The 17,593-nt window shown below is 67.5% G+C and carries 16 protein-coding genes; 8 read left to right on the plus strand and 8 right to left on the minus strand.

Annotation, left to right across the window (positions count from 1 at the left end):
• Window positions 1-620, minus strand: a 620-nt coding sequence (locus tag ACFYX0_RS31240) for a TnsA-like heteromeric transposase endonuclease subunit (protein ID WP_388975116.1), incomplete at its 3' end; no start/stop codon positions are given.
• A 195-nt stretch (window positions 621-815) separates the two neighbouring features.
• Entirely contained in the window at window positions 816-2,291 is a 1,476-nt protein-coding gene (gene dnaB / locus ACFYX0_RS31245; RefSeq protein WP_355906723.1) for a replicative DNA helicase, read from the minus strand.
• A 459-nt stretch (window positions 2,292-2,750) separates the two neighbouring features.
• Here dnaB and ACFYX0_RS31250 point away from each other — a divergent pair, with 459 nt between their 5' ends.
• Entirely contained in the window at window positions 2,751-4,088 is a 1,338-nt protein-coding gene (locus ACFYX0_RS31250; protein WP_388975119.1) for an MATE family efflux transporter, read from the plus strand.
• A gap of 148 nt (window positions 4,089-4,236) precedes the next feature.
• Here ACFYX0_RS31250 and rplI read toward each other — a convergent pair whose 3' ends face one another.
• From rplI to rpsF, 4 genes are all read right to left on the minus strand, one after another.
• On the minus strand, window positions 4,237-4,683 hold the full coding sequence (gene rplI, locus ACFYX0_RS31255; protein WP_311693837.1) for a 50S ribosomal protein L9: 447 nt from the start codon (window positions 4,681-4,683) through the stop codon (window positions 4,237-4,239).
• Between the two features lie 18 nt (window positions 4,684-4,701).
• Entirely contained in the window at window positions 4,702-4,938 is a 237-nt protein-coding gene (gene rpsR, locus ACFYX0_RS31260) for a 30S ribosomal protein S18 (RefSeq protein WP_003949403.1), read from the minus strand.
• Between the two features lie 82 nt (window positions 4,939-5,020).
• On the minus strand, window positions 5,021-5,608 hold the full coding sequence (locus tag ACFYX0_RS31265) for a single-stranded DNA-binding protein (RefSeq protein ID WP_388975122.1): 588 nt from the start codon (window positions 5,606-5,608) through the stop codon (window positions 5,021-5,023).
• Between the two features lie 76 nt (window positions 5,609-5,684).
• Window positions 5,685-5,975 carry a 30S ribosomal protein S6 gene (rpsF, locus tag ACFYX0_RS31270; RefSeq protein WP_004985983.1) on the minus strand — a complete coding sequence of 97 codons (291 nt, stop codon included), beginning with the start codon at window positions 5,973-5,975 and terminating at the stop codon, window positions 5,685-5,687.
• A gap of 306 nt (window positions 5,976-6,281) precedes the next feature.
• Here rpsF and ACFYX0_RS31275 point away from each other — a divergent pair, with 306 nt between their 5' ends.
• From ACFYX0_RS31275 to ACFYX0_RS31285, 3 genes are all read left to right on the plus strand, one after another.
• Window positions 6,282-6,602, plus strand: coding sequence for a hypothetical protein (locus ACFYX0_RS31275; protein ID WP_355906714.1), 321 nt, complete (start codon window positions 6,282-6,284; stop codon window positions 6,600-6,602).
• Window positions 6,603-6,762: 160 nt separating this feature from the next.
• Window positions 6,763-7,881, plus strand: coding sequence for a lipid II:glycine glycyltransferase FemX (locus ACFYX0_RS31280; protein WP_388975125.1), 1,119 nt, complete (start codon window positions 6,763-6,765; stop codon window positions 7,879-7,881).
• 121 nt (window positions 7,882-8,002) lie between these two features.
• A complete protein-coding gene (locus ACFYX0_RS31285) occupies window positions 8,003-9,034 on the plus strand; it encodes an alanine racemase (RefSeq protein ID WP_388975127.1) in 1,032 nt (343 codons plus the stop codon).
• A gap of 79 nt (window positions 9,035-9,113) precedes the next feature.
• Here ACFYX0_RS31285 and ACFYX0_RS31290 read toward each other — a convergent pair whose 3' ends face one another.
• Both ACFYX0_RS31290 and ACFYX0_RS31295 read right to left on the minus strand, forming a co-directional pair.
• The gene (locus tag ACFYX0_RS31290) at window positions 9,114-10,622 is read right to left on the minus strand and encodes a glycosyltransferase 87 family protein (RefSeq protein WP_355906708.1); all 1,509 of its coding nucleotides are present in this window, start codon (window positions 10,620-10,622) and stop codon (window positions 9,114-9,116) included.
• Window positions 10,623-10,751: 129 nt separating this feature from the next.
• Entirely contained in the window at window positions 10,752-13,406 is a 2,655-nt protein-coding gene (locus tag ACFYX0_RS31295) for a transglycosylase domain-containing protein (protein WP_388975130.1), read from the minus strand.
• 374 nt (window positions 13,407-13,780) lie between these two features.
• Between ACFYX0_RS31295 and ACFYX0_RS31300 the strand changes: the two genes are divergently transcribed.
• The 4 genes from ACFYX0_RS31300 to ACFYX0_RS31315 all read left to right on the plus strand — a co-directional run bounded on the left by ACFYX0_RS31300 (window position 13,781) and on the right by ACFYX0_RS31315 (window position 17,570).
• Window positions 13,781-14,461, plus strand: a complete 681-nt coding sequence (locus ACFYX0_RS31300; protein ID WP_311693825.1) for a helix-turn-helix transcriptional regulator — start codon at window positions 13,781-13,783, stop codon at window positions 14,459-14,461.
• A gap of 44 nt (window positions 14,462-14,505) precedes the next feature.
• Window positions 14,506-15,588 (plus strand): inositol-3-phosphate synthase, encoded by a 1,083-nt coding sequence (locus ACFYX0_RS31305; protein WP_355906702.1) that lies wholly within the window; start codon window positions 14,506-14,508, stop codon window positions 15,586-15,588.
• An 80-nt stretch (window positions 15,589-15,668) separates the two neighbouring features.
• Window positions 15,669-16,931 carry an MFS transporter gene (locus tag ACFYX0_RS31310; protein ID WP_388975133.1) on the plus strand — a complete coding sequence of 421 codons (1,263 nt, stop codon included), beginning with the start codon at window positions 15,669-15,671 and terminating at the stop codon, window positions 16,929-16,931.
• A 117-nt stretch (window positions 16,932-17,048) separates the two neighbouring features.
• The gene (locus tag ACFYX0_RS31315; protein ID WP_388975136.1) at window positions 17,049-17,570 is read left to right on the plus strand and encodes a hypothetical protein; all 522 of its coding nucleotides are present in this window, start codon (window positions 17,049-17,051) and stop codon (window positions 17,568-17,570) included.
• Window positions 17,571-17,593 lie beyond the last annotated feature (23 nt).

Consider the following 17,593-nt stretch of genomic DNA (forward strand, 5'->3'; position numbering starts at 1 on the left):
GAGGCCCCACTCGCATGCGCCCAGCGGTCAGCGACCACCCGATCGAGACTCCCGTTCGAAGCGCATCTCTCAAGATCGAAAAGACAACAGCTTCTGAACAGCCAGTGCCTTCGATAGCCCGCTAGGAACCGAATGTTTTCCAGTTCCACAGCCGAAGGCTCGCTCCAAACCTCGTACGTCCATCCCCGTGATTCCACCGCCTGCCTAGTCCAGCCAAAGGTGAACGCCACCTCTGGCTTGGACAACCGGTGAAGCGGCTTGACGTCGACGACCACCGGCACCTGCCGGGTAAGCAGAAGGTAGTCCGGGATGTGCCTGCGGACCTTCCCCTCCAGCACCGTCTTCAGCAAGAAGGGCTGGGCCACGATGCCGCGTACGGACGGATCGAAATCAGCGAAGAGCAACCGCGACAGCTCCAGTCGCGACTCGTAGATCACGTGATCGCGCATCGTCGCCGACCAGTAGGTGCCCGAGTAGTACTTCTGGCCCTTGTACCAACGGAACGTCCGCCAGGGTATGGCCGAAGCCAAAGATTTGATGGGCTCCGTTCCCCAGGAGCGATCTTCGACGATCTGCCCGTTCTGACGACGCACGCACACCGTCGCAGCGACGTCCACCACACCCCCAGCCCACAAGTGACTGCCCGTGTAGCCAAGGTGCCAGCGCTCGCTCCCGCGTTGAGAGGTCACCCCTTGCGTCACCTAAAAGAGTGAACGCTCTGAGCTGCGAGTCTCACGATGGCTGCATAAATGCCATCTATATGCAGCTGACCCTGAGATTATGAAGCTGGATTTGAGACCCTACATGCGTGGGGCTCAGGTCTGGGCCATGTCCACGAAGCGGGAGTAATGGCCCTGGAAGGCGACCGTGATCGTGGCCGTCGGGCCGTTACGGTGCTTGCCGACGATGATGTCCGCCTCGCCCGCGCGCGGCGACTCCTTCTCGTACGCGTCCTCGCGGTGCAGCAGGATGACCATGTCGGCGTCCTGCTCGATCGAGCCGGACTCACGCAGGTCGGAGACCATCGGCTTCTTGTCCGTCCGCTGCTCCGGGCCACGGTTGAGCTGGGAGAGCGCGATCACCGGCAGCTCCAGCTCCTTGGCCAGCAGCTTCAGGTTTCGCGACATGTCGGAGACCTCCTGCTGTCGGCTCTCGGACCGTTTGGAGCCGGACTGCATCAGCTGGAGATAGTCGATGACGACCAGCTTGAGGTCGTTGCGCTGCTTGAGGCGGCGGCACTTGGCGCGGATCTCCATCATCGACAGGTTCGGCGAGTCGTCGATGTAGAGGGGTGCGGCCGAGACGTCCGGCATGCGGCGCGCGAGACGGGTCCAGTCCTCGTCCGTCATCGTGCCGGACCGCATATGGTGCAGGGCCACGCGTGCCTCGGCGGACAGCAGACGCATGGCGATCTCGTTGCGGCCCATTTCGAGCGAGAAGATCACGCTCGGCAGGTTGTGCTTGATGGACGCCGCTCGTGCGAAGTCCAGCGCCAGCGTCGACTTACCCATGGCGGGACGGGCCGCGATGATGATCATCTGACCCGGGTGCAGACCGTTGGTGAGCTGGTCCAGGTCGGTGAAGCCGGTGGGCACACCGGTCATCTCCCCCGAGCGCGAACCGATCGCCTCGATCTCGTCGAGCGCGCCCTCCATGATCTCGCTGAGCGGCAGATAGTCCTCGGCCGTCCGCTGCTCGGTGACCGCGAAGATCTCGGCCTGGGCGGTGTTGACGATCTCGTCGATGTCGCCGTCGGCCGCGTATCCCATCTGGGTGATGCGAGTGCCGGCCTCGACCAGCCGACGCAGGACCGCGCGCTCGTGCACGATCTGCGCGTAGTACTCGGCGTTCGCCGCGGTCGGCACCGTCTGCACCAGGGTGTGGAGATAGGGTGCGCCGCCGACCTTGGTGATCTCGCCCCGCTTGGTCAGCTCGGCACCCACCGTGATGGGGTCGGCCGGCTCGCCCTTCGCGTACAGATCGAGGATCGCCTGGTAGATCGTCTCGTGCGCGGGCCGGTAGAAGTCGTGGCCCTTGAGGACCTCGACGACATCGGCGATCGCGTCCTTGGACAGGAGCATGCCGCCGAGGACGGACTGCTCGGCATCCAGGTCCTGCGGCGGGACACGCTCGAAGGAGGCGCCACCGCCGTCCCAGGCTCGGCCGTCGTCACCGCGGTCATGCTGCTCGTCGCGGCCTCGGCCGCCGTCACGGCCCCGGCGGGAGGCGGGGACACGATCGCTGGGACCGCTGTCGGCCCACGGATCGTCCAAGGGCTCGGAAATGCTCACCGGCCCGCCTCCTCCCGTCCGCCACGCGGACCTCGCCGTGCCCCTCATTTCTAGGGCACGACACTGACAAAGCGAGAAGCCCAGCTCCGGTTCGGACGCGTCTTTTCGCGTACTTTCCCAAGGTGGAGAGGGGAGTGGGCGCCGCACCACGTTAGGCCTGTCGGCAGCGTCAGCCAATCTGGTTATCCACAGGGCATGTGGACGACGGCCCCGATGCTGTGGAGAACTCCGCAAAACCTGTGCACGACACGGTGGACAGCCCTGTGAACAAGCCCTCAGCCGATCCAGAGAACCGCGTCTGACCTGTATCTTTCCCGTCCACCGGCTGTGCAGAAGAAAAACTTCCCCAGCAGGATCAAGATCACCGCGAAGGGGACACGAGGCCACACCCCGCACACACTGAAGTAAGGACCACTAGCCCTTTGCATCTCTTACCTGTGGACGGTTAGATTGGTGGCCATGACACAGACTCCCGCGCCGCCCGGCGCCGCCCGACGCCGGCATGACCGGGAGATCATCGGCTTGGCCGTTCCGGCCTTCGGCGCGCTCGTCGCAGAGCCGCTCTTCGTAATGGCGGACAGCGCGATCGTCGGCCATCTCGGCACCGGTCAGCTCGCCGGGCTCGGCGTCGCCTCGGCGCTCCTGACCACCGCGGTGAGCGTCTTCGTGTTCCTCGCCTACGCCACCACGGCCGCGGTCGCCCGCCGCGTCGGCGCGGGCGATCTACGCTCCGCCATCCGTCAGGGCATGGACGGCATCTGGCTGGCCCTGTTGATCGGGGCAGCCGTCATCGCCGTCGTGCTTCCCACCGCACCCGGCATCGTGGAGCTGTTCGGCGCCTCGCAGACGGCCGCCCCCTATGCGACGACGTATCTGAGAATCTCCATGCTCGGCGTCCCCGCCATGCTGGTCGTGCTCGCCTCGACCGGCGTACTGCGGGGCCTGCAGGACACCAGGACACCGCTGTACGTCGCGGTCGGCGGCTTCGCCGCCAACGCCGTTCTCAATGTCGGCCTCGTCTACGGGGCGGATCTGGGGATCGCCGGCTCCGCCTGGGGCACCGTCATCGCCCAGTGCGGCATGGCCGCCGCCTATCTGTATGTCGTCGTCCGCGGCGCCCGCCGGCACGGCACCTCGCTGCGACCGGATGCGGCGGGCATACGAGCCAGTGCACAGGCGGGGGTGCCCCTGCTGGTGCGCACCCTCTCGCTGCGGGCCATCCTGATGATCGCCACTGCCGTCGCCGCCCGGCTCGGTGACGCGGACATCGCCGCACACCAGATCATCCTGTCGCTGTGGAGTCTGCTCGCGTTCGCCCTGGACGCGATCGCCATCGCGGGGCAGGCCATCATCGGACGGTATCTCGGCGCGGGCGACGCGCAGGGCGCCCGGGAAGCCTGCCGCCGTATGGTCCAGTGGGGGATCTCCACGGGTCTGGCCCTCGGACTGCTGGTCCTCGCGGCGCGCCCGCTCTTTCTTCCGTTGTTCACCAGCGACGCGGCCGTCCACCGAACGGCCCTGCCCGCCCTGGTGCTCGTGGCGGTCTCCCAGCCCGTCTGCGGCGTCGTCTTCGTGTTGGACGGCGTCCTGATGGGTGCGGGCGACGGCCCCTATCTCGCCTGGGCCATGTTGCTGACCCTGGCCGTCTTCGCTCCCGTGGCCCTGCTGGTCCCGGTCCTCGGCGGCGGGCTCACCGCGCTGTGGGCGGCGATGACGCTGATGATGACCGTTCGGATGCTCACGCTGTGGCTGCGTTCCCGTTCGGGCCGCTGGGTCGTGACGGGGTCGGCCCGCTGAGCGAGGCCGCGACCTCACCTCGCGCCGTTTCACGTGAAACAACGCCATCCGAGCGTTCGCCGGACCGGGGCAGCCGCCTGTCACGCGGAAAGGGCCGCACCCCACGGGGTACGGCCCTTTCTCATCTGCTCGAAGCGAGCGCGCGGCGTCAGGCCGAGACGACCTCGATGCTGACCTTGGCGGCAACCTCGGGGTGCAGACGCACGGACGTCTCGTGGGCGCCCAGCGTCTTGATCGGCGTGCCCAGCTCGATGCGGCGCTTGTCGACCTCGGGGCCACCGGAAGCCTTGATCGCGGAAGCGACGTCGGCCGGGGTGACGGAACCGAAGAGACGGCCGGAGTCGCCGGAGCGGACAGCCAGACGGACCTTCACGCCCTCGAGCTGGGCCTTGATCTGGTTGGCCTGCTCGATGGTCTGGATCTCGTGGATCTTGCGAGCACGACGGATCTGCTCGACGTCCTTCTCGCCACCCTTGGTCCAGCGGATAGCGAACTTCCGCGGGATCAGGTAGTTGCGAGCGTAACCGTCCTTGACGTCGACGACGTCACCGGCGGCGCCGAGGCCGGACACCTCGTGGGTCAGGATGATCTTCATGAGTCGGTCACCCTTTCCTTAACGCGCGGTGGACGTGTAGGGCAGCAGCGCCATCTCACGGCTGTTCTTGACGGCCGTGGCGACGTCACGCTGGTGCTGCGTGCAGTTGCCGGTCACGCGGCGGGCACGGATCTTGCCGCGGTCGGAAATGAACTTCCGCAGCATGTTCGTGTCCTTGTAGTCCACGTACGTGACCTTGTCCTTGCAGAATGCGCAGACCTTCTTCTTAGGCTTGCGCACAGGCGGCTTCGCCATGGTGTTTCTCCTGTGTGATCAAGAAGTTGGGGGGTACGGCCCGCCCTCGCCCCGTCCGGGTCCGGGGACCCGGCACAAAGGCCTAGAAGGGGGGCTCGTCCGAGTAGCCGCCACCGCCGCCGGAGCCACCGCCCCAGCCGCCGCCACCGCCCTGGCCACCGGCGGGAGTGCCGGTCGCCCAGGGGTCGTCCGCCGGAGCGCCGCCCTGCTGGCCGCCACCGGGGCCACCGCCCCAGCCGGCGCCACCCTGGCCACCGCCCTGGCCGCCACCGCCGCCGTAACCGCCCTGGCCACCACGACCGCCGGCCGCGGCCTTGGTGACCTTGGCCGTGGCGTTGCGCAGGCTCGCGCCGACCTCGTCGACGTCGAGCTCGTAGACCGTGCGCTTGACGCCCTCACGGTCCTCGTAGGACCGCTGCTTCAGCCGGCCCTGCACGATGACGCGCATGCCTCGCTGGAGCGACTCGGCGACGTTCTCCGCCGCCTGACGCCAGACCGAGCAGGTCAGAAAGAGGCTCTCGCCGTCCTTCCACTCGTTCGTCTGGCGGTCGAAGGTGCGGGGAGTGGACGCGACGCGGAACTTCGCGACCGCCGCACCGGACGGGGTGAAGCGCAGCTCGGGGTCGTCGACAAGATTGCCGACGACCGTGATGACGGTCTCGCCTGCCATTGGGGGAACCTCTCGGCGGGTTTGCTGCTGGCTGCTGGTGCTGCTACTCGAATCCCGAGATCAGCTGAGCGGAAGCTCAGTGGGTCTCGGGGCGGAGGACCTTGGTCCGGAGGACCGACTCGTTCAGGTTCATCTGGCGGTCGAGCTCCTTGACGACCGCAGGCTCGGCCTGCAGGTCGATGACCGAGTAGATGCCCTCGGGCTTCTTCTTGATCTCGTACGAGAGACGACGACGGCCCCAGGTGTCGACCTTCTCGACCTTTCCGCCGCCGTCACGGACGACAGAAAGGAAGTTCTCGATCAGCGGGGAGACAGCGCGCTCCTCGAGATCGGGGTCGAGGATGACCATCACCTCGTAGTGACGCATGTGGAACCCACCTCCTTTGGACTCAGCGGCCACGGTCGTTCCGTGGCAGGAGGGTTGCGATGCGTACGCAACAGTGCCTGCCAGTACTTCAGCCGCACTGACGATGAAGGTCAGTACATCAGCCGCCACTGACAATCGGGGGTCAGCCGACGATTGACGTGGCTCGGTCTGGGCAGACACCGGTGCAGACGGTACAGAGTACCCGCACACGAGCTTCCGGTTGAAATCCGGCCGCGAAGGCCGTCAATCTGTACACATCGGGTGTGTAAGGCGCTACGATGCGCCGCCTTCCGCAGGAGGTGCCCCATGGCACAGGTATTGCGACCCAACACCACCGGCTCTCTCTTCGCCACGGACGGTAAGGCCCATCCCGTCCAGGACACTCTGGTTCTGGTGACCCTGGCCCTCGGGCTCACTGCCTTCATCACGGCGTTGGCGTCCCACAGCCTGCATCTGATCAGCTCCTGGACCGGCCTGGTGGGGATCTTCACCGGCGCGTACGGCCAGTTCATCTCCATCACGACCCGGCAGCGGTTCGGACTGATCCTGGGGCTCGGTGCCGCGGCCATCGGCTTCTTCCTCGGTATGGCCCACGGCGGTCTCTTCGGCGGGCTCATCGGCGGCTGAGGAGCGAGGTCGCCGGCCGGGCCGCGGGGCCGGCCGGCTTCTTCATGGGCACACAGGTTCCATACGGCCAGACGGGGCGCTCGCGAGGCGCAGTAGGCTTCGGCGCGAGAGCCGGAGCCCCTGTACCCATGGGGACAGCCCAGCCCGAGGAGCGCCCCGTATGAGCCTGACCCTGAGGACGATCAGCCGCGAGCAACATCTGGCCTACATCCAGAGCCTGCCGGCGGCGAGCCACATGCAGGTCCCGGCCTGGGCAGACGTCAAGGCCGAGTGGCGGTCGGAGAGCCTCGGCTGGTTCGACAAGAGCGGCGAACTGGTTGGCGTCGGCCTGGTGTTGTACCGCCAGCTGCCCAAGATCAAGCGCTACCTCGCGTACCTTCCCGAGGGCCCGGTCATCAATTGGTACGCGCCGAACCTGGACGACTGGCTCCAGCCGATGCTGGCGCACCTCAAGCACCAGGGCGCGTTCTCCGTGAAGATGGGTCCGCCGGTCATCATCCGGCGCTGGGAGGCCGGCTCCATCAAGCAGGGCATCCAGGACCCGGACGTGAAGCGCCTGCGCGACATCGAGGCCGACTTCATCGAGCCGCGTGCCTTCGAGGTGGCCGACAAGCTGCGCCGCATGGGCTGGCAGCAGGGCGAGGACGGCGGCGCCGGCTTCGGCGACGTGCAGCCGCGCTACGTCTACCAGGTGCCGCTCGCCAACCGTTCCCTGGAAGAGGTCCACAAGAACTTCAACCAGCTGTGGCGCCGCAACATCAAGAAGGCCGAGAAGGCCGGTGTCGAGGTCGTCCAGGGCGGTTACCACGACCTCGAGGAGTGGCAGCGGCTCTACGAGATCACGGCCCTGCGCGACCACTTCCGGCCCCGCCCGCTGTCGTACTTCCAGCGCATGTGGACGGCCCTCAACACCGAGGACCCCAACCGCATGCGGCTCTACTTCGCCCGGCACAACGGGGTGAACCTGTCGGCGGCGACGATGCTGATCGTCGGCGGGCACGTCTGGTACTCCTACGGTGCCTCCGACAACATCGGCCGTGAGTTCCGTCCCTCCAACGCGATGCAGTGGCGGATGCTACGGGACGCCTACGCGCTCGGCGCGACGGTCTATGACCTGCGCGGCATCTCCGACTCGCTGGACGAGACCGACCACCTCTTCGGCCTGATCCAGTTCAAGGTGGGCACGGGCGGTCAGGCCGCCGAATACCTCGGCGAGTGGGACTTCCCGCTGAACAAGCTGCTCCACAAGGCGCTCGACATCTACATGTCGCGCCGCTGATTCCGGAGCCCGCGCCGGACCGCACGGGCGGTCCGGCGTCACGTCGCCTCGACGGATCCATCACAATTCCCTCTCAGACCTCTGACACACCGCAGCCACGAGAAAGGTTCCGGGACCGGCCATGGCGCTCACGCTCTACGTCGACACCGCGCGATGGCGGGCACACCACAAGCACGTCCAGGAGCAGTTCCCGGGGCTCGTCCCGGTCTGCAAGGGCAACGGCTACGGCTTCGGCCACGAGCGGCTGGCGGAAGAGGCCACGCGGCTGGGCTCGGACGTCCTCGCCGTGGGCACGACGTACGAGGCGGCCCGGATCAAGGACTGGTTCGGTGGCGATCTGCTCGTTCTGACGCCCTTCAGGCGCGGCGAGGAGCCGGTACCGCTGCCGGACCGCGTCATCCGGTCGGTGTCGTCCGTGGACGGCGTCTACGGGCTCGTGGGGGCCCGTGTGGTCATCGAGGTGATGTCCTCGATGAAACGGCACGGGGTGAGCGAGCAGGAGCTGCCGCAACTGCACCAGGCCATAGAGAACGTCCGGCTGGAGGGCTTCGCCATCCACCTGCCGCTCGACCGCACCGATGGCTCGGACGCCGTCGAGGAGGTCATCGGCTGGATGGACCGGCTGCGCGCGGCCCGGCTGCCGCTGCACACGATGTTCGTCAGCCACCTCAAGGCGGAGGAGCTGGCCCGTCTGCAGCAGCAGTTCCCGCAGACCCGCTTCCGGGCCCGCATCGGCACCCGGCTGTGGCTGGGGGACCACGAGGCGACCGAGTACCGCGGAGCGGTCCTGGACGTCACGCGGGTCGCCAAGGGCGAGCGCTTCGGCTACCGGCAGCAGAAGGCGGCCTCCGACGGCTTCCTGGTCGTCGTGGCGGGCGGAACGTCCCACGGGGTGGGTCTGGAGGCTCCCAAGGCCCTGCACGGTGTCATGCCGCGCGCCAAGGGCGTCGCGCGGGCCGGCCTCGCGACGGTGAACCGGAATCTCTCGCCGTTCGTCTGGGCGGGCAAGCAGCGCTGGTTCGCCGAGCCGCCCCATATGCAGGTCTCGATCCTGTTCGTCCCCTCGGACGCCACGGAGCCGAAGGTGGGCGACGAGCTGGTGGCCCATCTGCGGCACACCACCACCCAGTTCGACCGGACCGTCGACCGCTGATCCCGGGCCCGACAGCACCAAGGCCGTACACGGAAGCCCGTGTACGGCCTTGTGCATGACGGCCCCGACGCCTGTTCGCTCAGGGCGAACTGCCCTCCGCGGGCTCCGCGTCCCGGCTGCCCCACTCCACGTGCGGCCCCTCGAAGGCCGCCGCGTGCCGCGGCGGATGGGCCGCGGCCCCCAGCACGAAGACGTCCTCCGCTCCGTCCAGCACACCGCCGGACGGGTCGTCGTCACCGGCCCGGCGCACCATGTCCCGCTCCGGCATGAGGATGTCCCGCACGACGACGGCACACAGATACAGCGTCCCCAGCAGATGGACGGCTATGGCCACCTGGTACCCGTCCGACGGCAGGCCCTTGTGGGCGTCTCCGCTGCTCGTGTACGCGAGGTACATCCAGATCCCCAGGAAGTACCCCACCTCGCAGGCCTGCCAGATCAGGAAGTCCCGCCAGCGCGGCCGGGCCAGCGCGGCGAGGGGGACCAGCCACAGCACGTACTGCGGCGAGTAGACCTTGTTGGTGAGGATGAACACCGCGACGATCAGGAAGACGAGCTGCGCGAAACGCGGGCGGCGCGGCGCCGTCAGCGTGATGGCCGCGATGCCCGCGCAGGCGGCCACCATCAGGAACATCGCCCAGGCATTGGCCGTTTCCGCAGGGATGCCGACGTTGAGCCAGCGCGAGACGAACAGGAAGATCGATCCGAAGTCGACCCCCCGCTCCTTGCTGAAGCTGTAGAACTTCGACCAGCCCTGCGGCGCGAGGAACATCACCGGCACGTTGACCACGAGCCACGCCCCCACGGCGCCCAGCACCGCGGTCGAGAACTCCCGCCATCTGCCGGCCCGCCAGCACAGCACGAGGAGCGGTCCGAGCACCAGGAACGGATAGAACTTGGCGGCCGTCGCGAGCCCCACGAGGATACCGAAGGCCAGGGCGCGGCCGCGTGACCACATCAGCATCGCGGCGGCCAGCAGGGCCACGGCGAGCAGATCCCAGTTGATGGTCGCCGTCAGCGCGAAGGCGGGCGCCAGGGCGACCAGAAGGCCGTCCCAGGGCCGTCGGCGGTGGATCCGGGCGGTGCACACCGCGATGACCACGGCGCACACCAGCAGCATGCCGGCGTTGACCATCCAGTAGATCTGCTCCCGGGACTGGATATCGCCGCTGCTCGGCGTCAGCCAGGAGGCGACCTCCATGAACACACCGGTGAGCACCGGGTACTCGAGGTAGTTCATGTCGCCGGGGAGCTTGTCGAAGTAGGGCACGAGCCCATCGGCGAAGCCTCGGCCCTGGTAGAGGTGCGGGATGTCCGAGTAGCACGCGTGGGTGTACTGGGAGCTGGCGCCGAAGAACCAGCCGCTGTCGTAGCACGGCAGCTTCTGGACCATACCGAGGGCGAACAGGCCGATCGCGACGAGCGCCACGACCCGTACGGGAGTCCACCAGGACGTCCCGAGCAGTGCGCGCCGCCCGATGGGGCCGCCGATCAGCTCGCTCCCGGCCGCGGCGACCTCGTCCTCCCGGGTCGGCCGCACCACGTCCGGCTCGTGGACGCTCGCTCGCGTCGTCTCTGCACTGGGCATGGGGGTCATCCTGCCGCATGCACCTAGGAAAAAGCCGAGGGCCGCCCCACCTCGCTGGTGGGGCGGCCCCTCTTCGGCCGATGTTTCACGTGAAACAGAGAGTTTCACAGAGAGAACACTCAGTGATGGTCACCCGTTGGGGCCGCTGATGAACCCTCCTCCGTTGCCGTTGCCCCGGGTGTTTCCGTTCCCGGAGGTCTCCGTCGGGCTCGAGGTCACTCCACCCGTGCTGCCGGCGTCGGTACCGCCGCCGTTGCCGTTGCCGCCACCGTTGTCGTTGCCACAGTTCCAGCTGAAGGGGCCGCATGTGTCACTGGGCGACGGCGAGGGAGAGGTGAGCGTCGCGCTCGGCGTCGGGGTCGGCGTCGGGCTCGGCGTGCTGCTCAGCGTGGGCGTGGGGGTCACGCTCGGGCTGGGGGTGTCGTTCACGATCTCACCGATGGGCAGGGGCGTCGGGAAGTTCTTCACCGGCTCGCCCTGGAGCGCCTGCGCCATGTAGTCGTGCCAGATCTCGGCCGGGAACGAGGCGCCGTGGATCTTCTTCTGGCCGCCCGTTCCGTACATCTTCAGGAACTCGCGGGACTTGTTGTTCTCGTTGTCGTCCAACCGGAACATGCCGATCGAGGTCGACAGCTGCGGGGTGTACCCGACGAACCAGGCGGACTTGTTGCCGTCGGTCGTACCGGTCTTGCCCGCGACCTCCCGGCCGGGCAGCTGCGCGGCGGTACCGGTGCCCTTCTCGACCACGGTCCTGAGGACGTCGGTCACGTTGTCGGCGACCTTCGAGGTGAAGGCGTCGTTGGGCTTGGCCTTGTGTTCGAAGACCGTGCCGTCCTTGCTCGTGACCTTCGTGACCGAGAACGGTTCGTTTTGCTGGCCGCTGGCCGCGAAGGTGGCGTAGGCGCCGGCCATACGGATGGCGCTGGGGTCGGAGGTACCGATCGAGAACGAGGGGAAGTTGGCGCTCGCGAGACTGGACTTGAGAATGCCCGCGCTCAGGGCCGCCTGCTTGACCTTGTCCAGACCGACATCCATGCCGAGCTGGACGTAGGCGGAGTTGACCGAGAGCCGCATCGCCTCACGAAGGTCGATCTTGTAGTCAGGCGCGTTGCCCACCGACTCACCGCCGTCGTTCGTCTGCAGCCACTCCTCGCCCTTCTCGTTCTTCCAGACCGTCTTGTTGTACTCCATGATCTTGAGCTTGTTCTTGCCGCTGTACAGGCTCTTGGGCGAGACCGGCGTGCGTTCGTCCTGCGCTTGCGACTCCGGCCCGTCGGGATTGCGGACGCCGTCCTGCATGGCCGCCGCCAGTACGAACGGCTTGAACGTCGAACCCACCTGCGCACCGGTCTGGTCCGCGTTGTTGGTGAAGTGCTTGGTCGCATCCTCGCCGCCGTAGATCGCCTTGATGGCGCCGCTGGAGGGATCCACGGAAGCCCCGCCGAACTGGACGAACTTGTCGGTGTTCGGGCGCAGCTTGGGCTTGATGTTGGCGTTCTGGACGTTCTTGACGGCCTTCTCGAGCGCGTCGACCTTGTTCCTCTCGAACGTCGTGTAGATCGAGTAACCGCCCCGCTGCAGGTCGCTGGCCGAGATGTTCGTGTTGTTGACCAGGTACGCCTTGGCGAGGTCGACGAGGTAGCCGATCTGACCGCTCAGCCGGCTGTTCGACCGCGGGTTCTGGACCTTGGGCAGCTTGGTGTACTTGGCCCGCTCCTCGGCACTCAGATGGCCGTACTGGACCATCTTGTTGAGGGTGTCCTGCATCTGGGCCTCGGCCCGCCTGCTGTTCGCCTGCGGAGTGGCGTTCGGGTCGAGGGACGTCGCACCGGCCGGGTCGTAGTACGTGGCGCCCTTGAGCATCGCCGCCAGGAAGGCGCACTCACCGGGGTTCAGATAGGTGGCGTCCTTGTTGAAGTACGCCCGCGAGGCTGCCTGAAGTCCGTAGGCGCCCCGCCCGTAGTAGCCGGAGTTCAGATAACCGGCCATGATCTGGTCCTTGGGGACGTTGGCCCCCACCTTGATCGCGACGAAGATCTCTTTGAACTTCCGGGTGACCGTCTGCGACTGGTCGTCCAGCATCGCGTTCTTGACGTACTGCTGGGTGATGGTGGATCCACCCTGCGTCTGGCCGCCCCTGGCCATGTTGAAGAGGGCTCGCGCGATACCCGTGGGGTCGACGCCGCTGTCCGTCTCGAAGGTCTTGTTCTCCTGCGAGATGACGGCGTACCGCATCGCCTTAGGGATCTGCGCGTAGTTGATGATCTGGCGGTTCATCTCACCGCCGGTGGCCACCATCTGGCTGCCGTCGGCCCAGTAGAAGACGTTGTTCTGGGCCGTCGCCGTCTTGGCCACGTCCGGAACGCTCACGAGTGCGTAGCCGACGCCCGCGACCGCCACCAGGCTCCCTATGAAGCCGATGAACAGGCCCGTGACCAACTTCCACGAGGGCACCCAGCGCGCGGCGCCGTACTTTCCGGCACGTGGGTAGTCGATGATGCGTTTTCTGCCGGGTGGGGTGTTCCGCCCTCTGCCCCGGCCGGGACCGGGCCCCGGACCCTCGGGCCCTCGGCGTCGGCCTCCACCATTTCTCTGGGCCGCCCGTCTGGCCTCGGCACGGCTGCCGTACGGGCGCTCCTCACCTCCCGCTCCATAGGAGTCGGAAGGGGACCCGGTGGCGCCTCGCGGTGCCGCACGGCGGCCGGAGGGCGCCGATTGGCCGCGTCGGGCCGCGGCACGTCCGCCTCCCTGCGGCTGCGGCGGTTTGCGACGGTGCTCGCTCATCGAACGATTACTCCTCGGGCAGGCGCATCCTGTCGCGCCTGGAAACGGCGGCTGGTTTCCGGTCCCCCCGAAGTACGGATGCGGTCGTTCGTGCATTCACCCGTACTGCACCAGGGACGAGGACGTCCCCGGGCGTCACTCGGTTCCCGGAGGTGTGCATGCCGCACAGACTACGCACCGCCAAAACCGACCGAGCCCAGGAGTTCACCCCAAATCAGGCAACTTGCATCCAACGAATCGGTGATGTGACCCCGTTCACCCTGCCCCCTCTTGTCGCACCCGGAGGGGCGTTCTATCGTGCTGATGTATCGAGTCGATACATCAGCACGGCATAAAGACCGCGCGGACGAGACAGCGGCAGAGAGGAGGCGCACATGAGCCGGCGTTCCGGGATCCTTGAGTTCGCCGTCCTCGGTCTGCTCCGTGAGTCCCCGATGCACGGCTACGAGCTGCGCAAACGACTCAATACATCACTGGGTGTATTCCGTGCGTTCAGCTACGGGACGCTCTACCCGTGCCTCAAGACGCTGGTCGCCAACGGCTGGTTGATCGAGGAGACAGGCGGTACCGCCGACGATGCCCACGCCGCTCCGCTCGCGGGGCGCCGCGCCAAGATCGTCTATCGGCTCACGGCGGAAGGTAAGGAGCACTTCGAGGAGCTGCTCACGCAGACGGGCCCCGACGTCTACGAGGACGAGCACTTCGCCGCTCGCTTCGCCTTCTTCGGGCAGACGTCCCGCGACGTGCGCATGCGCGTGCTCGAGGGCCGCCGTAGCCGGCTGGAGGAACGCCTGGAGAAGATGCGGGCCTCCCTGGCGCGCACCCGGGAGCGCCTCGACGACTACACCCTCGAGCTTCAGCGCCACGGAATGGAGTCCGTGGAGCGCGAAGTGCGCTGGCTGAACGAGCTCATCGAGAGCGAGCGGGCCGGACGGGACCTCAGGGGTTCCACCGCCGACGGCTCCGCTCACGGCAGCACATCTGGAGAGACGGGCGGCCTGCCCCGGCACCGGGACAGCACCCGGCCGGATCCGTCCGACGACACCACCACGTGAGGTCCATTCGGGGCTTCACCTCGCACACACAGGGAGCAACCGGAATGGGTTCGGTTCGCGTAGCCATCGTCGGCGTGGGCAACTGCGCCGCATCGCTGGTGCAGGGCGTCGAGTACTACAAGGACGCCGACCCGGCGTCCAAGGTCCCGGGCCTGATGCACGTCCAGTTCGGCGACTACCACGTCCGTGACGTCGAGTTCGTCGCCGCGTTCGACGTGGACGCCAAGAAGGTCGGTCTCGACCTGGCGGACGCCATCGGCGCCTCGGAGAACAACACCATCAAGATCTGCGACGTCCCCACCACCGGCGTGACGGTCCAGCGCGGCCACACCCTCGACGGCCTCGGCAAGTACTACCGCGCCACCATCGAGGAGTCCGCCGAGGAGCCGGTCGACATCGTCCAGGTCCTCAAGGACAAGCAGGTCGATGTCCTGGTCTGCTACCTGCCCGTCGGCTCCGAGGACGCGGCGAAGTTCTACGCCCAGTGCGCCATCGACGCCAAGGTCGCCTTCGTCAACGCCCTTCCGGTCTTCATCGCCGGCACCAAGGAGTGGGCCGACAAGTTCACCGAGGCGGGCGTCCCGATCGTCGGTGACGACATCAAGTCGCAGGTCGGCGCCACCATCACGCACCGCGTCATGGCGAAGCTGTTCGAGGACCGGGGTGTCGTCCTGGACCGCACGATGCAGCTGAACGTCGGCGGCAACATGGACTTCAAGAACATGCTCGAGCGCGAGCGCCTGGAGTCCAAGAAGATCTCCAAGACGCAGGCCGTCACCTCCCAGATCCCCGACCGGGACCTCGGCGAGAAGAACGTCCACATCGGCCCGTCCGACTACGTGGCCTGGCTGGACGACCGCAAGTGGGCCTACGTGCGCCTCGAGGGCCGCGCCTTCGGCGACGTCCCGCTGAACCTCGAGTACAAGCTCGAGGTCTGGGACTCCCCGAACTCCGCGGGTGTCATCATCGATGCCCTGCGCGCCGCGAAGATCGCCAAGGACCGCGGCATCGGCGGCCCGATCCTGTCGGCGTCCTCGTATTTCATGAAGTCCCCGCCGGTCCAGTACTTCGACGACGAGGCCCGCGAGAACGTCGAGAAGTTCATCAAGGGCGAGGTCGAGCGCTAAGGCGCCCGTTCGTCTGCGACCTGTGCAGGGTCCCCGGGGCAGGTGCCCGGGGACCCTGCGCGTATGTGAGGCTGGGCCCCATGTCCGTCGTGCGCGACCTGAGCGTCCTCCTGCGCTTCCGGGACTTCCGGCGTCTGCTCGCCGTGCGGCTGCTCTCCCAGGGGGCCGACGGCGTGTACCAGGTCGCACTCGCCGCGTACGTCGTCTTCTCCCCGGAGAAGCAGACCTCGGCCACGGCCATCGCCTCCACGATGGCGGTACTGCTCCTTCCCTACTCCCTCGTCGGCCCCTTCGCGGGAGTCCTGCTGGACCGCTGGCGACGGCGCCAGGTCTTCCTCTACGGCAATCTGCTGCGCACCCTGCTGGCCTGCGGTACGGCCGTTCTGATGCTGGCTCACGTCCCGGACTGGCTCTTCTACGCCTCCGCGCTCTGTGTCACCGCGGTCAACCGCTTCGTCCTCGCGGGACTGTCGGCCTCGCTGCCGCACGTGGTCGACGGCGAGCGCCTGGTGATGGCCAACTCGCTCTCCCCGACGGCCGGCACGCTCGCCGCGACCGTGGGCGGCGGACTCGCCTTCCTGGTGCGCATGGTGGCCGCGGGATCCGACGCGGCCGTGGTCCTGCTGGCCGCGGCCCTGTATCTGGGCTCGGCCCTCGTCTCGCTCAGCCTGGCACCGGACCAACTGGGGCCCGACCGGACCGCGGCGCCACCACGGCTGGGCACAGCGCTCGCCGGCACCCTGCGCGCCCTGGTGGCGGGCGTACGTCATCTGGCCGAGCCTCCGCGCCGGGAGGCCGTCTGGGCGCTCACCGCGATGACGCTGATGCGGTTCTGCTACGGCGCGCTGCTGGTCCTGCTGCTCATGCTGTGCCGCTACGCCCTGGCCTCGGACCCGGCGCACGGGCTCGCCCTGCTGGGGACGGCGCTGGCGGTGTCCGGCGCCGGTTTCTTCGCCGCGGCCGTGATGACACCGTGGGCGGCGGGACGGCTCGGTCCCGGCCGCTGGATCGCCGTGTGCGCCGCGGCCGCCGCGGTGCTGGAGCCCGCGCTCGGCCTTCCGTTCGCCGTCGGGCCCCTGCTGGTCGCCGCCTTCGTCCTGGGACTGATCACCCAGGGGGCCAAGATCTCCACGGACACGATCGTCCAGTCGGCGGTCGAGGACGGCTTTCGAGGCCGGATCTTCTCGGTGTACGACGTGCTCTTCAACGCCGCTTTCGTCGGCGCGGCGGGACTCGCCGCTCTGATGCTGCCTCCTGACGGCCGCTCAGCCGCCCTGGTGGTCACGGTCGCCGTAATCTATGCGGCAGTTGCTGTGACTATGTCCCGCTTCGAACACCAGTAAGTGTCACATCAGGGCTACGGAACCCCTCTGAGCTTCAAGGTTGTCGGTGGGGGCCGGTAACTTACGTGCGTCTTACTTTCATGCATAACGCATTCACGTTCGAGGGGGACCCCCATAGTGACCACTCCGCCGCCCCAGGGCCCGAACCCGTACGCCCAGCAGCCCCCGGCGCCCATGGGACGGCAGCCCGGTCAGCCCGGAGTTCCGCCGCAGGAGGGCGGCTACCCCGGAGCCCCGCAGGCCCCCTACGCCCCCTTCCCGAACCAGGGAGCACCTGCCCCGATGCCGCCGCAGGCGGGTCCCGGCAAGCGTGCGGGGAAGAAGGCGCTGCGCATCGTCGGAACCATCGTCGTCGCCACCCTCGTCGTGGCTGTGAAGTTCGGCATCGGCTGGTGGAGCAGCCAGACGGACGCGGAGACCACGTCGGTGGGCGCCTGCATGCACAACGACGGCACGAACTCCAAGGCAGACCTGAACGAGGTCGACTGTTCCTCCAGCGACGCCCAGTACAAGGTCGTCCAGAAGTTTGACGACACCACCGATGACAGCAAGTGCGAGGCCGTCCAGGACGCGACGATCTCCTACGTCCAGTACGGCAACGGCCACGATGTGGTGCTCTGCCTGAAGGGCAACAAGTAACGCGTCGGTCCAGACAGGCCAGA

It is taken from the genome of Streptomyces sp. NPDC002573 (assembly GCF_042889625.1).
GTDB classification, from domain to species: Bacteria; Actinomycetota; Actinomycetes; order Streptomycetales; family Streptomycetaceae; genus Streptomyces; species Streptomyces gibsoniae.